This is a genomic window from Stenotrophomonas sp. HMWF003, from assembly GCF_003061285.1.
GTDB classification, from domain to species: Bacteria; Pseudomonadota; Gammaproteobacteria; order Xanthomonadales; family Xanthomonadaceae; genus Stenotrophomonas; species Stenotrophomonas maltophilia_AP.
Genome location: NZ_QAIW01000362.1, coordinates 1,005 through 14,536 on the forward strand (window position 1 = coordinate 1,005; position 13,532 = coordinate 14,536).

Here is a 13,532-nt window from a genome sequence, read left to right on the forward strand (position 1 = left end):
TGGGCGAACAGGGCGAGGGCCACGAGCCGCGCAAGGTCGCGCCGCTGGCACGCAACGTGGCCGAGGAAGACTGCTACCGCCAGCTGCGCACGCTGCCGTTCGGCACCTGGTTTGAATTCACCACCAACCAGCAGGGCGACCTGCGCCGCCAGCGGCTGTCGTGGTACAGCCTGTTGACCGACAATGCGCTGTTCGTCAATCCGCGTGGCCAGAAGGTGGGCGAGCATTCGCTGGATGCGCTGGCCCGCCTGATGGCGCATGGCCAGGTGCGCATCGTCAGCGAAGACAAGAGCCGCCTGATCGACCGCGCCTGGCAGGCCACGTTACGCACGCTGCGTTCGCTGGCCGGCCCCGGCCCCGCCGCGGAGACCGCACCATGACCGCCGATACCGATACCCGCCGCGCGCCCCGCCGCCAGGTGGCCGAGCTGGTGCCTGTGACCGACATGCTGGCCGAGACGGTGGTCGGACGGCTCGGCAACATTTCCGAGACCGGCATGCTCATGCTCGCCTCGGTGCCGATGCACGACGACGCGCTGTACCAGCTGCAGTTCGCCATTCCCGGCCCGAACGGGCAGTCGCTGGCACTGGACGTGGGCGCGCACCAGCTGTGGAGCGAGCAGACCCATGCCCCCGGCCAGGCCTGGGTGGGCTTCCGTTTCATCACCCTCAGCCGCGAGCACCGCGAATTGCTGCGGGCGTGGATCGCGCAGGAAAGTTCGGCGGTCTGAGTGCCGGTTCCGGCACAGCGCAACGGGCCTGATTGCGGCAGAATCATGGGCTGCACTCCGCACTGCCCAACGAGCCTCCGCGATGAACCAGCCTGACCTCGGCGCCCTGTATTCCCATCACGTCAGCGTGCTGCGCCAGCGTGCCGATGAAGCGCTGGCGCGTGGCGGCTTCGACCACCTGGTGATTCCCAGCGGCACCCAGCATTTCCAGGTCTTCGACGACCGCGACTACCCCTACGCGGTCAACCCGAATTTCAAGGCGTGGCTGCCGCTGACCAAGCTGCCCAACAGCTGGCTGGTGTACACCCCCGGCCAGCGTCCGACGCTGATCTTCTTCCAGCCGTTCGACTACTGGCACGTGGTGCCCGACGCCCCCAACGGCTGGTGGGTAGAGCACTTCGACATCGAGATCATCCGCAGCGCCGAGCAGGCCCTGGCGCTGCTGCCCAAGGACCCGGCGCGCTGCGCGATCCTGGGCGAGCCGCAGAGCACCCTGGGCGCGTTCGTGCCGAACAATCCCGCGCCGGTGCTGCACTACCTGGACTGGCAGCGCGGCTACAAGACCCCGTATGAAATCGCCCTGATGCGCCAGGCCCAGCGCCTGGGCGTGCGCGGCCACCGCGCCGCCGAAGCCGCGTTCCGTGCCGGCGCCAGCGAGTTCGAGATCCACATGGCCTACTGCAGCGCGGTGGGCCAGGACGCCAATGAACTGCCCTACGGCAACATCATCGGCCTCAATGAACATGCCGCGGTGCTGCACTACACCGACCTGGGCCGCAGCGCACCGAACCCGCTGCGCAGCTTCCTGATCGATGCCGGTGCCAGCGCGTACGGGTACGCCAGCGACATCACCCGCACCTATGCCGCCGCCGGCCATGACGAGTTCCAGGCCATGATCGACGCCGTCGACGCGGCCCAGCAGCAGATGGCCGCCGGCGTGCGTGCCGGGGTGGACTACAAGCAGCTGCACGTGGACGCGCACTTGTCGTTGATGGGCATCCTGAAGGACTTCGGCGTGCTCAAGGTGTCGCCCGAGGCGGCCCTGGCCACCGGCGTCAGCGCGGCATTCTTCCCGCACGGGCTGGGCCATCTGATCGGCCTGCAGGTCCACGACGTGGCCGGGTTCGCCGCCAGCGACCGCGGCGGCCGCATCGAACGCCCGCAGGGCCACCCGTACCTGCGCCTGACCCGCGTGCTGGAGCCGGGCATGGTGGTGACCATCGAACCGGGTGTGTACTTCATCGACATGCTGCTTGACGAAGTGAAGCAGGCTGGCAACGGCGACAGCATCGACTGGAACCGCGTCGACTTCTTCCGCCCCTACGGCGGCATCCGCATCGAAGACGAAGTGCTGTGCACCGAAGGCGATGCCGACAACCTGACCCGCCCGGCGTTCGCCGCGGCCGATTGACGACGGTAGAGCCACCCCATGGGTGGCTGCACGACCATCCCCGGGTAGAGCCACCCCATGGGTGGCTGCGCACGATGCCGGACCACGTGCAGCCGGGCAGAGCTCGGCGCTACGAGCCCGACGGTAGAGCCACCCCATGGGTGGCTGCGCACGATGCCGGACCACGCACAGCCGGGCAGAGCCCGGCTCTACGGGGCCGCCATTTCCTCTTCGATCTCATCGGCGCTGCGCGCCAACGCCGCGGTCAGCACCTGGTGCCCGTCTTCGGTGATCAGCACGTCATCCTCGGTGCGGATCCCGATGCCGCGCCACCGCGCTTCCACGCTGCGGTCATCGGCCGAGACATACAGGCCCGGTTCGATGGTGAACACCATGCCCGGTTCCAGCATGCGCGAGTCGCCGGCCAGCCGGTAATCGCCCACGTCGTGCACGTCCAGCCCCAGCCAGTGCCCGGTCTTGTGCCGGTAGAACCGCTGGTAATGGCCTTCGGCGATGTTTTCTTCCACGCTGCCCTTGAGCAGCCCCAGGCGCAGCAGGCCTTCGGTGAGGGTCTCCACGGCCGCCAGGTGCCCGGCTTCATACGCATTGCCCGGCCTGGCCTGCGCCAGCGCCGCCGCCTGCGCCGCGCCGACCAGGTCGTGCAGCGCGCGCTGCTCGGCACTGAAGCGCCCGTTCACCGGGAAGGTGCGGGTGATGTCGCTGGCGTAACCGCGGTACTCGGCGCCGGCATCGATCAGCACCAGTTCGCCATCGCGCGACCGCGCGTTGTTGTCGCGGTAGTGCAGGATGCAGCCGTTGGCGCCGGCACCGACGATGCTGGCGTACGCCGCGCACGCATCATTGGCCCGGAACTCGCGCTCCAGGTCGGCCTGCAGTTGGTACTCGTGGATACCCGGGCGCGCCACCCGCATGGCCACCCGATGGGCCTGCACGCTGATATCGGCGGCGCGCTGCATCAGCGCGATCTCGGCGCTGGACTTGAACAGCCGCTGCTCGTGCAGCAGGTGGCCAAGCTCCAGGAATTCATGCGGCGGCTGCGCGCCATGCCGCACCTGCGAGCGCACCCGGTTGACCCAGCCGATCAGCTTGAGGTCGAACTCCGCATCGCGGCCGAAGTGGTAGTACACCCGCGAGCGCCCTTCCAGCAGACCGGGCAGGATGTCGTCGAGGTCGTCGATGGGATACGCATCGTCCATCCCGTACTGCGACACCGCGCCTTCCTGCCCGGCACGCGCGCCGTCCCACGCTTCGCGGTCGGCGTCGCGCTCACGGCAGAACAGGATCACCTCACCGTGGCGACGGCCCGGAATCAACACCAGCACCGCGTCCGGCTCCGGGAAGCCGCTGAGGTACCAGAAGTCCGAGTCCTGGCGGAACGGATAGTGGGTGTCCAGGCTGCGCACCCGCTCGGCGGCGGCCGGCAGCACCAGGATCGCATCGTCGCCGGCCATTTCCATCAACTGGTGGCGGCGACGGGAGTATTCGGCGGCGGAGATGCCGGTCAGCTGCCGGATATCCATCTCAGTTCAGGCGCTGCCGGTGGCGCGCGGCCATCACGCAGTCGCCGTGCAGCAGCAGCACCGCCACGCGGATGAACTCTTCGATCTCGGCCAGCGCGTCTTCGTCATCATCGTTGCCGCTTTCGAAGTCTTCGCTGGAGGCCTGGGCCAGCTTGGCCAGGTCGTTCAGTGCTTCTTCGCCCTCTTCGGACAGCGTCGGGCGACGGCCACCGGAGCCCAGCCCGAAGCCGCCCAGGAAAGCGCGCGCCCAGGTGAACAGCGCATCGGCCTGCGCGGCGGTGTCGCTGGCGTCGCTGAGCAGCAGCTCGAATGCGAAGTCGCGGTCTTCCAGCTGCGCCACGCTGGCCTGCAGCAGCTGCGACAGCGGATCGTCCTCGGCGGGCAACGGCAGGTTGTCATCGGCCAGCACCCGGGCCGGCCATTCGCGCACCGGCGCACCGCCGGCAGACAGCCAGCCGCACAGGCCGCCATGCAGTTCAGCGGCATTGGCGCCCAGGCCCAACGCCTGGCTGGCCTGGTTTACGTCATCGACACTTGGAAGTTCGGTCATCTTGGGGCTCGATCGGGAAAAGGCGCCAGGCCCCGCCCGGGGCGGTGCTGTGGCAGCTTCACAGTGTAGCAATCCACCCGTGGCCACCGGGTTGCCATCGCGCTCCCGGGCAGCCCCTGCGGGGGCCGGCCGCGTCCCGTCGCAGCCCCCGGCATTATTCGCTTGACCGGCTCCACTGCCCTTGCCTATCGTGCCGAACATGGAACCCTCCGACGCCATCACCCAATTGCAGGCCTTCGCCGCCCGGGTGGAGGCGTTGCTGGAACGCAACCAGCGCCTGGCCGAGGAGAACCGCAGCCTGCGCCACCAGCAGGAACAGCTGGTGGCCGAGCGCTCGCAGCTGCTGGCCAAGAACGAACAGGCCCGCTCCCGGGTCGAAGCGATGATCACCCGCCTCAAGTCCCTGGAGCAGCACACATGAGCCAGACCGAACCGGTCAGTGTCCGCATCCTGGACCGTGAATACACGGTGGGCGTGGGCCCGGAAGAGAAAGAAATCCTCACCGCCGCCGCCCGGCTGCTGGATGCGAAGATGCGCGAGATCCGCGGCAGCAACCGCATGGCCGCCGTGGACCGGGTGGCCGTGCTGGCCGCCTTGAACCTCGCCCACGAGCTGCAGCAGCTGCGCGATGAACACGCGCGCCAGGGCGTGGCGCTGCAGCAGACCCTGGCCGATCTGAACCGGCGGCTGGACCGGGCGATCGACGGGGCGTGAGTCAGGCAGCCGGCCAACGGTCGGCTGCACCGATGTTCCACGGCAGGTTTCATTGCACAAGGCCATCGCATGGCCTTCATCGATCTGAATTCAGCTGCAATCCGACCGACGAACGGCCTACCCCTCGGCGCGCGCTTGGCTATAATGGCGACGCGTTCTCTGCTGTGAACGACGGCGTGTGCAAACATTCGCCTTGTCCCTTAATTACGACCACGGGTGCGCGACGGCGCCGGGAGTGCAAGTCCGCCTTGTAGCGGGAAGCCCGAAGGAACCCCAGCGTACCCACTTGAACCCCGGGTTCAAGGTCGTTTCGCACGCATCGTCACCGCGGAGAATGCAGTATTCCTGCAAGAGCGACGCCCCTACCGGGACGTCGCTCTTGTTTTATCCGCGCCCGCACCACGCCCCGGACCCAGGCATGACCGACCCGCGCTCCGCACTGCGCCAGCAGTTGCGCCAACGCCGCCGAGACATCCCCGCCGCGCAGCGCCTGGCCGCCGCCGACCTTCTGGCCGATCGCCTGCTCCAGCTTCCTTTCGCACCGTTGCACGGCTTCGTTGCCGGGTACTGGGCGATGGATGGCGAAATCGCCCTGCACCGCTGGCAGATGCAGTTGCCCGACGCGTTGCAGTACTGCCTGCCCATCCTGGCCGGCGACACGCTGCGCTTCGCCCCCTGGCGACCCGGCCAGCCACTGACGGCCAACCGCTACGGCATTCCCGAACCCGACATCGCACCGGAGGCCACGCTGGCGCCGGAGCAGATGGCGCTGGTGGTGGCACCGCTGGTCGGGTTCGATGCGCAGGGCCGGCGCCTGGGCATGGGAGGCGGCTGGTATGATCGCAGCTTCGCTTTCCGCCACCAGCGCCCCGCACCGCCGTGGCTGGTGGGGGTCGGCTTCTCGGTGCAGCAGGTCGATGACCTGCCGGTACAGCCCTGGGATGTCGCGGTGGATGCGATCTGCACCGACCTCTCCACCCTTGTTCCCGTACCGGCCGACGGCCGCGACCTACCGCGATAGAAATCACGCATGACCGCACGCAAGCGCTACTGGCTGATGAAGTCCGAACCGGACGCCTTTTCCATCGACGATCTGCAGCGCGTGGGCCGCGAGCCCTGGAACGGCGTGCGCAACTACCAGGCGCGCAACTTCATGCGCGACGGCATGAAGGTCGGCGACGGGGTGCTGTTCTACCACTCCAATACCAAGGTGCCCGGCATCGTCGGCATTGCCACGGTGGCCAGCGAGGCCTACCCGGACGATACCCAGTTCGACCCCACGTCCGACTACCACGACCCCAAGGCCACCCGCGAAGAACCGCGCTGGATGCTGGTGGACGTGGCCTTCGAGCGCAAACTGCGCGCGACCATTTCGCTGGACGAGATCAAGCTGCACGCCGATGCGCTGGGCGAAGGGTTCCCGCTCACCGCGCGCGGCAACCGCCTGTCGATCCTGCCGGTCACGGCTGCGCAGTGGAAGCTGCTGCTGTCGCTTGAAAAACACTGATTCCCCCTTTCCCTCATAGAGTTGCCCGCCATGTCCGAAGCCAAGCGCCTGGCTGCTGAAAAAGCCCTGGAATACGTCGAAGACGGCATGATCGTCGGGGTCGGCACCGGGTCCACCGTTGCCTACTTCATCGACGGCCTGGCCCGCATCAAGCACCGCATCAAGGGCACCGTGTCCAGCTCCGAGCAGAGCACCGCCCAGCTGAAGTCGCACGGCATCGAGGTGATGGAGCTCAACCACACCGGCAACCTGTCGCTGTACGTGGACGGTGCCGACGAGTGCGACGGCAACAAGTGCCTGATCAAGGGCGGCGGCGCCGCGCTGACCCGCGAAAAGATCATCGCCGAGGCCAGCGAGCGCTTCGTGTGCATCATCGACCCGAGCAAGCAGGTGCCGGTGCTGGGCCGCTTCCCGCTGCCGGTGGAAGTGATCCCGATGGCGCGCAGCCTGATCGCGCGCCGCATCCTGGACATGACCGGCGGCCAGCCGGCCTGGCGCGAAGGCGTGGTCACCGACAACGGCAACGTGATCCTGGACATCCACCACCTGCAGATCACCGACCCGGTCAAGCTGGAGCGCGAGCTCAACCAGCTGCCCGGCGTGGTCAGCGTGGGCCTGTTCGCGCGGCGTCCGGCCGACGTGGTGATCGTCGGCGGCGAGCCGCCGCAGGTATTCTGATTCCGCGGCCGGCCCACGATGGCCGGCCTTCTTCCTGCCGAGGTAGACCCCGATGTCGCTGATCCGCCTGTTGCCGCTGCTGCTCCTGATGACCCTCACCGGCTGCGCCAGCAGCGGCGCCCGCCACTGGGTGGAACTGAGCGGTGCCCGTTACCAGGTGGAACTGGCCCGCGATGATGCCAGCCGCGCGCGCGGGCTGATGTTCCGCGACCAGATGGACGCCAACCACGGCATGTTGTTCCTGCACGAGCGCGAGGAACTGCAGGCGTACTGGATGAAGAACACCAAGATCGCGCTGGATATCCTGTACTTCGACGAACAGCGCCGGCTGGTCAGCCAGCAGCGCGACGTGCCGCCGTGCTCGGCTGGCGACCGTTGCCCGCCCTACCCCAGCAGCGGCCCGGCCCGTTACGTGCTGGAACTCAATGCCGGCCAGGCCGAAAAGCTGGGCTTGAAGGACGGCACCGAGATCACCTTCGGCCCGGGCATCGCCGACCGCTGACACCGCGCGGCGCAACGCGCCCCCGCCCGGGGTAGAGCCGACCGTGGGTCGGCCGCCCCTGGCCCTCCTCAACGTTCCCGCGCAGCCGACCAACGGTCGGCTCTACCGGTGGGCGTGATCCGGCGCTGAAGCCCTTGAAACCGGCTGCGTTTGTCGCCAGTCTGTAGCCATGCAGGGGCAGATCACATTGCCGACGTGGGATTCACTGGCCGAGCTGGATGACGAGGCCCTGCCGCTGTTGCCCACGGCACTGCTGATCGCCCGCGACGAGTACCCCGACCTGGACCCCACCGTGTACGACGCGGTGGTGCAGGCCCATGCCGACCACCTGCGTACCGAGGTGGACACCATCGAGCACTGGCCGCTGAAGATCGCCGCCGTGAACCGCCACCTGTTCGACGAACTGGGCTACGGCGGCGACCACGGCGAGTACTACGACCCGCGCAACAGCTACCTCAACCAGGTGTTCGAACGCCGCCTGGGCAATCCGATCTCACTGGCACTGGTGCAGATGGAAGTCGCGCGCCGGCTGGGCATTCCGCTGGACGGGGTGTCCTTCCCGGGGCACTTCCTGGTGCGCCTGCCGGTGGACGACGGGGTGCTGGTGATGGACCCCTACAACGGCGGCCGCCCGTTGGACGTGGAAGAACTGCGCGAACGCGCACGTTCGCACCTGGGCGGTGAAACCCCGGACGACCACGTCCTGGCGCAGATCCTGGATGCCGCCCCGGCGCGCGCGATTTTGATGCGCATGCTGCGCAACCTGCACGGCGTGTACGTTGAGCGCGGCGAATGGGACCGCGCCGCGCGCAGTGCCGACCGCCTGCTCAAGCTGGCCCCCGAACAGGACGATGCGCTGCGCGACCGCGGCCTGGCGTACCTCAACCTGGATTACCAGGCCGGGGCGCGCCATGACCTGGCGCTGTACCTGCAACGCAACCGGCAGGCCACCGATGCGCAGTGGGTGCGCGAGAAGCTGGTGGAACTGGGCGGACGGGCGCCGCGGTTGCATTGACGACGTGGCGTATCGACCAACGGTCGATGCCTGCCCCTGCGTGCAATCGACCGTCGCTTGAGACCGGACCTCCGGTCAATCGACCTCGACCATCTCGAAATCGTCCTTGGTCACGCCGCAGTCCGGGCAGGTCCAGGTGTCGGGGATGTCTTCCCAGCGCGTGCCCGGCGCGATGCCTTCTTCCGGCAGGCCGTCTTCTTCCCTGTACAGGAACCCGCAGACAACGCACATCCAGGTGCGGAAAGTGGTGGCGGTGGCATCGGTCATTGGATAATCACGGCTGGACAAAAACGGGCGACCGCCATTGTCCCACTCCCGTCGTGCTACCGGTAGCCACCGATGAATTCTGCTTCAGCCTCCTCCGTGCGCCCCCGTGGCGTCTACCTGATCACCCCCGACGAGGCCGACACCGCGCGCCTGCTGGCGCGTACCGCGCCGCTGCTGGCCGCCGGCGCCACCTGGCTGCAGTACCGCAACAAGACCGCCGATGCCGCCCTGCACCTGCAGCAGGCAACCGCACTGCAGGCGCTGTGCGCGCAGCATGGCGTGCCATTGATCATCAATGACGACCCGGCGCTGGCCCATGCCGTGGGCGCCGCTGGCGTGCACCTGGGCGGCACCGACGGCGACATCGGCGCGGCGCGTGCCCTGCTGGGGCCCGACGCCCTCATCGGCGCGTCCTGCTACGACCAGCTGGCCAATGCCGAGCGTGCCGTGGCAGAAGGCGCCAGTTACGTGGCCTTCGGCGCGTTCTTCCCCACCACCACCAAGGTCACCACCAGCCGTGCCACGCCGGACCTGCTGCGGCAAAGCGCCGCACTGGGCGTGCCGCGGGTGGCGATCGGCGGGCTCAGCCCGGACAATGTGGGTCCCATCATCGCGGCCGGCGCCGACCTGGTGGCCGTGGTCAGCGGCATTTTCGCCGCCCCCGACCCGGTTGCCACCCAGCGCGCCTTCCTCGCCCAGTTTCCGTAAGACCCAGGACACCCCATGAACCACGACCAGTCCCACGCCCTGTTCACCCGCGCCCAGACGCTGCTGCCGGGCGGCGTCAACTCGCCGGTGCGCGCGTTCAAGTCGGTCGGCGGCGAGCCGTTCTTCGTGCAGCGCGCCGATGGCCCGTACCTGTACGACGTGGATGGCAACCGCTACATCGACTACGTGGGATCGTGGGGCCCGATGATCGTCGGCCACAACCACCCGGCCGTGCGCCAGGCGGTGAAGCACGCGATCAACAACGGCCTGTCGTTCGGCGCGCCGTGCGAGGCCGAAGTGGTAATGGCCGAAACCCTCAGCCGGCTGATCCCATCGTGCCAGATGGTGCGCATGGTCAACTCCGGCACCGAAGCCACGCTGTCGGCGATCCGGCTGGCACGCGGAGCCACCGGGCGCAGCCGCATCGTCAAGTTCGAAGGCTGCTACCACGGCCACGGCGACTCGTTCCTGGTCAAGGCCGGCAGCGGCATGCTGACCCTGGGCGTGCCCACCTCGCCGGGCGTGCCGGCCGGCCTGAGCGAACTCACCCTGACCCTGCCCTACAACGATTTCGACGCGGCCACCGCGCTGTTCGCCGAACAGGGCGAGCACATCGCCGGGCTGATCATCGAGCCGGTGGTGGGCAACGCCAACTGCATCCCGCCGCGCGACGGCTACCTGCAGCACCTGCGCGCCCTGTGCACCCAGTACGGCGCGCTGTTGATCTTCGATGAGGTGATGACCGGGTTCCGCGTCGCCCTCGGCGGTGCGCAGGCCCTTTACGGCATCACCCCGGACCTGACCACCTTCGGCAAGATCATCGGCGGCGGCATGCCGGTGGGTGCCTACGGCGGCCGGGCCGACCTGATGGCGCAGATCGCCCCGTCCGGCCCGATCTACCAGGCCGGCACGCTCAGCGGCAACCCGGTGGCGATGGCCGCCGGCCTTGCGATGCTGGAACTGGTGCAGGAACCGGGCTTCCATGACCGCCTGGGCGCGGCCAGCGCGCGCCTGTGTGCCGGGCTGGAAGCGGCCGCGGCCGAGGCCGGCGTGGCCGTGACCACCACCCAGGTGGGCGGCATGTTCGGGCTGTTCTTCACCGATCAGAAGGTGGATACCTACGCCCAGGCCACCGCCTGCGACATCACCGCGTTCAACACCTTCTTCCACGCGATGCTGGAGCGCGGCGTGTTCCTGGCCCCGTCGGCGTACGAAGCCGGCTTCATGTCCAGCGCGCACGACGACAGCGTGATCGACGCGACCATCGACGCGGCGCGCGAAGCGTTCAAGGTGGTCAAAGGCTGATCGAACACGGCAGGTGACGACCGTTGGTCGTCACCGCGTGCGTGCCGATCACCCCGTCTACCGACCAACGGTCGGTCGCTCCCGGTTGTCCTCGGTTCGGCGCTCAGCCGAACAGAAAACGGCCTTTCATCATCGCAAAATGCCCCGGGAACGAGCAGAAGAACGTGTAGTCGCCGCCCTTGGCCAGCTTCGCGGTCGAGAAGGTCACGCTGGTGGTCTGCCCACCGCCGATCACCGCGGTATGTGCCAGCACGCGGGCATCGCCCTTGGGCAGGTAGCTGTCGGCCAGCGACGTGCGCATGCCGGCCATCGCCACCGGCTGGTAGTCCGGGGTCCGCGTGAGCACCCAGTTGTGGCCCATCGCAGTGGCGGCCAGCTTGCCCGTGTGGCGCAGGGTCAGCTTCACCTGGCTGCAGTCCGCACCCACCTTGATCTCCTTCTGGCTGAAGCTCATCTGGTCGGTGCTGTCGATGCTGACCGCACACACGCGGGCATGGGCAGCCGGGGCCAGCATCAGGCCGGCGAGCAACACGGGAACAAGCAGTTTCACGGCGATCTCCATCGAACAGTCCACGCGATTCTAGAGTCCGTGCTCGCGCCCGGCCTGCGACGCGATGTCGCAGCACGCGCCCCGACTGGGGTACGGTCAGCATTGGACCTGGACAAGCGTGCGCGATGACCGTTGCCGTGGAATGCCTGCTGCTGGATTTCGATGGTGTGCTGGTGCGCCATGCACGGCACCTGCGCGTGGCTCACCTGGCCGCCAGCACCGGCTGCAGCGTCGCACAGGTCCACGCCGCCCTGTTCGACAGCGGTCTGGAGCAGCAGCATGACGCCGGCCTGGACAGCACGCGGTACCTGCAGCAGTTGGGGGCGGCGTTGGGTAGCACGGTGAGCATCGCGCAGTGGCAGGACGCCCGCATCGTCGCGTCCATGCCACAGGCCGGGGTGGTCGAACGCATCGAACAGGTCGCGCGCCGCCTGCCGATCGCGATCCTCACCAACAACGGCGCGCTGATGGCGGACACCATTGCGCGCATCCTGCCGACCCTTGCAACGGCGCTGCGCGGGCGCATCCTGTGCAGCGGCGCGCTGGGGGGACGCAAACCGGACCCGGCCGTATTCGTGCAGGCGATGGCGCTGCTGGGCGCACGCGCCGGGCGCACGCTGTTCATCGATGACCTGTTCACCAACGTGCGCGGTGCGCGACAGGCGGGATTGCACGCGGAAACGGCGACCGACAGCCGCAGCATCGGCAAGGTGTTGAAACGGTACGGCCTGGCGTAGAGCCGACCGGCGGTCGGCTCTACCTCAGCAGCCGACCAACGGTCGGCTCTACCGGGAGGCGATGAAGGATTGCACCGCCGCGCGCAGGCGCTTGAGGCCTTCGGCCACTTCCTCGTCGGTGATGTTCAACGACGGCACGAAGCGCAGCACGTCCGGGCCGGCCTGCAGGGTCAGCAGGCCGTGCTCGGCGGCGTGGTCCAGGATGGCACCGGCCTGGCCGGCGAAGTCCTTGTCCAGCACCGCGCCCAGCATCAGGCCGCGGCCGCGCACCTGGCTGAACACCTTGAACTCCTCGTTGATCCGGTCCAGGCCATCGCGCAGCGCCTGCGACTGGCGGCCCACGTTGTGCCCGATCTCCGGCGAGGACAGCTTGCGCAGCGCCACGCGCGCCACGGCCGCCGCCAGCGGATTGCCGCCGAAGGTGGTGCCGTGCGCGCCGAACTGCATCACCTCGGCCACCTTCGGCCCGGCCAGCATCGCGCCGATCGGGAAACCGCCGCCCAGGGCCTTGGCCAGGGTCACGATGTCCGGCTTGATGCCTTCCTGCCAATGCGCGAACAGGGTGCCGGTACGGCCCATGCCCACCTGGATCTCATCCAGCACCAGCAGGGCGTCGTGCTGGTCGCACAGCTCGCGGATGCGCTGCAGGAAGCCCGGCTTGGCCGGCATCACCCCGCCCTCGCCCTGGATCGGCTCCAGCATCACCGCGGCCACGTCGCCGGCGGCCATCGCGGTTTCCAGCTGCACCTCGTCATTGAAATCGACGTAGCGGAAGCCACCGGGCAGCGGCTCGTAGCCTTCCTGGTACTTCGGCTGGGCGGTGGCGGTAACCGCGGCCAGGGTGCGGCCGTGGAAGCTGCCGCGGAAGGTCACGATCACCCGCTGGTGGGCCGGGCGGCCCTTCGAGGAGGCCCACTTGCGCACCAGCTTGATCGCCACTTCATTGGCTTCGGCGCCGGAATTGCACAGGAACACGCGCTCGGCGAAGCGCGAACTGGTGACCAGCTCCTCGGCCAGGCGCAGCGGCGGTTCGCTGTAGAACACGTTGCTGGTGTGCCACAGCTTGCCGGCCTGCTCGATCAGCGCGGCGGTCAGGTCCGGGTCGTTGTGGCCCAGCCCGCACACGGCGATGCCGGCGGCCAGGTCGATGAATTCGCGCCCCTGGGTGTCCCACACGCGCGCGCCCTGGCCGCGCTCAAGCACCACCTGGCGCGGTTTGTACACCGGCAGGTAGTAATGCGACAGGGACAACAGCGGATCGGTGGCAGCGGCGGTCATGGCGGTCAGGGGGTGCGGGAAAGTCCCATTCTCGCGCTTTGGGCCGGTGGGGCACAATGC

Annotated in this window: 18 protein-coding genes and 1 other RNA gene; 14 read left to right on the forward strand and 5 right to left on the reverse strand. The window is 68.4% G+C overall.

Annotated features, from left to right (window positions below):
• From DBR34_RS23270 to pepQ, 3 genes are all read left to right on the forward strand, one after another.
• A partial coding sequence (locus DBR34_RS23270) for a DUF1631 domain-containing protein (RefSeq protein WP_258223962.1) occupies positions 1–380 on the forward strand: 380 nt, incomplete at its 5' end.
• The gene (locus DBR34_RS14710; protein WP_128097343.1) at positions 377–730 is read left to right on the forward strand and encodes a PilZ domain-containing protein; all 354 of its coding nucleotides are present in this window, start codon (positions 377–379) and stop codon (positions 728–730) included. The genes DBR34_RS23270 and DBR34_RS14710, both read left to right, overlap by 4 nt.
• An 82-nt stretch (positions 731–812) precedes the next feature.
• Positions 813–2,141, forward strand: a complete 1,329-nt coding sequence (pepQ, locus tag DBR34_RS14715; RefSeq protein WP_128097344.1) for a Xaa-Pro dipeptidase — start codon at positions 813–815, stop codon at positions 2,139–2,141.
• A 188-nt stretch (positions 2,142–2,329) separates the two neighbouring features.
• Here the strand turns inward: pepQ and DBR34_RS14720 are convergent, their stop codons facing one another.
• Positions 2,330–3,655 carry an aminopeptidase P N-terminal domain-containing protein gene (locus DBR34_RS14720; protein ID WP_128097359.1) on the reverse strand — a complete coding sequence of 442 codons (1,326 nt, stop codon included), beginning with the start codon at positions 3,653–3,655 and terminating at the stop codon, positions 2,330–2,332.
• 7 nt (positions 3,656–3,662) lie between these two features.
• Positions 3,663–4,211, reverse strand: a complete 549-nt coding sequence (locus DBR34_RS14725) for a UPF0149 family protein (RefSeq protein ID WP_128097345.1) — start codon at positions 4,209–4,211, stop codon at positions 3,663–3,665.
• A 199-nt stretch (positions 4,212–4,410) separates the two neighbouring features.
• Between DBR34_RS14725 and DBR34_RS14730 the strand changes: the two genes are divergently transcribed.
• From DBR34_RS14730 to DBR34_RS14765, 8 genes are all read left to right on the forward strand, one after another.
• Positions 4,411–4,632, forward strand: a complete 222-nt coding sequence (locus DBR34_RS14730) for a TIGR02449 family protein (protein WP_038686482.1) — start codon at positions 4,411–4,413, stop codon at positions 4,630–4,632.
• Complete coding sequence (locus DBR34_RS14735) at positions 4,629–4,925, forward strand: cell division protein ZapA (RefSeq protein WP_038686480.1); 297 nt, start codon at positions 4,629–4,631, stop codon at positions 4,923–4,925. Before DBR34_RS14730 ends, DBR34_RS14735 begins: the two co-directional genes overlap by 4 nt.
• A 153-nt stretch (positions 4,926–5,078) precedes the next feature.
• Positions 5,079–5,263, forward strand: a non-coding RNA gene (ssrS, locus tag DBR34_RS14740) — 6S RNA.
• A gap of 80 nt (positions 5,264–5,343) precedes the next feature.
• Positions 5,344–5,946: a 5-formyltetrahydrofolate cyclo-ligase gene (locus DBR34_RS14745; RefSeq protein ID WP_128097346.1), complete on the forward strand. Its 603-nt coding sequence runs from the start codon at positions 5,344–5,346 to the stop codon at positions 5,944–5,946.
• Between the two features lie 9 nt (positions 5,947–5,955).
• Complete coding sequence (locus tag DBR34_RS14750) at positions 5,956–6,432, forward strand: EVE domain-containing protein (protein ID WP_128097347.1); 477 nt, start codon at positions 5,956–5,958, stop codon at positions 6,430–6,432.
• Between the two features lie 30 nt (positions 6,433–6,462).
• Positions 6,463–7,110, forward strand: a complete 648-nt coding sequence (gene rpiA / locus DBR34_RS14755) for a ribose-5-phosphate isomerase RpiA (RefSeq protein WP_128097348.1) — start codon at positions 6,463–6,465, stop codon at positions 7,108–7,110.
• A gap of 52 nt (positions 7,111–7,162) precedes the next feature.
• The gene (locus DBR34_RS14760; RefSeq protein WP_128097349.1) at positions 7,163–7,612 is read left to right on the forward strand and encodes a DUF192 domain-containing protein; all 450 of its coding nucleotides are present in this window, start codon (positions 7,163–7,165) and stop codon (positions 7,610–7,612) included.
• Positions 7,613–7,781: 169 nt separating this feature from the next.
• Positions 7,782–8,627 carry a tetratricopeptide repeat protein gene (locus DBR34_RS14765; protein WP_128097350.1) on the forward strand — a complete coding sequence of 282 codons (846 nt, stop codon included), beginning with the start codon at positions 7,782–7,784 and terminating at the stop codon, positions 8,625–8,627.
• Between the two features lie 75 nt (positions 8,628–8,702).
• On the opposite strand, the gene DBR34_RS14770 is transcribed toward DBR34_RS14765, so the two are convergent.
• Positions 8,703–8,894: a rubredoxin gene (locus DBR34_RS14770; RefSeq protein WP_037553342.1), complete on the reverse strand. Its 192-nt coding sequence runs from the start codon at positions 8,892–8,894 to the stop codon at positions 8,703–8,705.
• 72 nt (positions 8,895–8,966) lie between these two features.
• Between DBR34_RS14770 and thiE the strand changes: the two genes are divergently transcribed.
• Positions 8,967–9,602, forward strand: coding sequence for a thiamine phosphate synthase (thiE, locus tag DBR34_RS14775; protein WP_128097351.1), 636 nt, complete (start codon positions 8,967–8,969; stop codon positions 9,600–9,602).
• 15 nt (positions 9,603–9,617) lie between these two features.
• Positions 9,618–10,907 carry a glutamate-1-semialdehyde 2,1-aminomutase gene (hemL, locus tag DBR34_RS14780; RefSeq protein WP_128097352.1) on the forward strand — a complete coding sequence of 430 codons (1,290 nt, stop codon included), beginning with the start codon at positions 9,618–9,620 and terminating at the stop codon, positions 10,905–10,907.
• A 103-nt stretch (positions 10,908–11,010) separates the two neighbouring features.
• Here the strand turns inward: hemL and azu are convergent, their stop codons facing one another.
• Positions 11,011–11,469, reverse strand: coding sequence for an azurin (azu, locus tag DBR34_RS14785; RefSeq protein WP_128097353.1), 459 nt, complete (start codon positions 11,467–11,469; stop codon positions 11,011–11,013).
• A gap of 113 nt (positions 11,470–11,582) precedes the next feature.
• On the opposite strand from azu, the gene DBR34_RS14790 reads away from it, so the two are divergent.
• Positions 11,583–12,194 (forward strand): HAD-IA family hydrolase, encoded by a 612-nt coding sequence (locus tag DBR34_RS14790; RefSeq protein WP_128097354.1) that lies wholly within the window; start codon positions 11,583–11,585, stop codon positions 12,192–12,194.
• Positions 12,195–12,242: 48 nt separating this feature from the next.
• On the opposite strand, the gene DBR34_RS14795 is transcribed toward DBR34_RS14790, so the two are convergent.
• Positions 12,243–13,472 (reverse strand): acetylornithine transaminase, encoded by a 1,230-nt coding sequence (locus tag DBR34_RS14795; protein ID WP_128097355.1) that lies wholly within the window; start codon positions 13,470–13,472, stop codon positions 12,243–12,245.
• Positions 13,473–13,532: the final 60 nt, after the last annotated feature.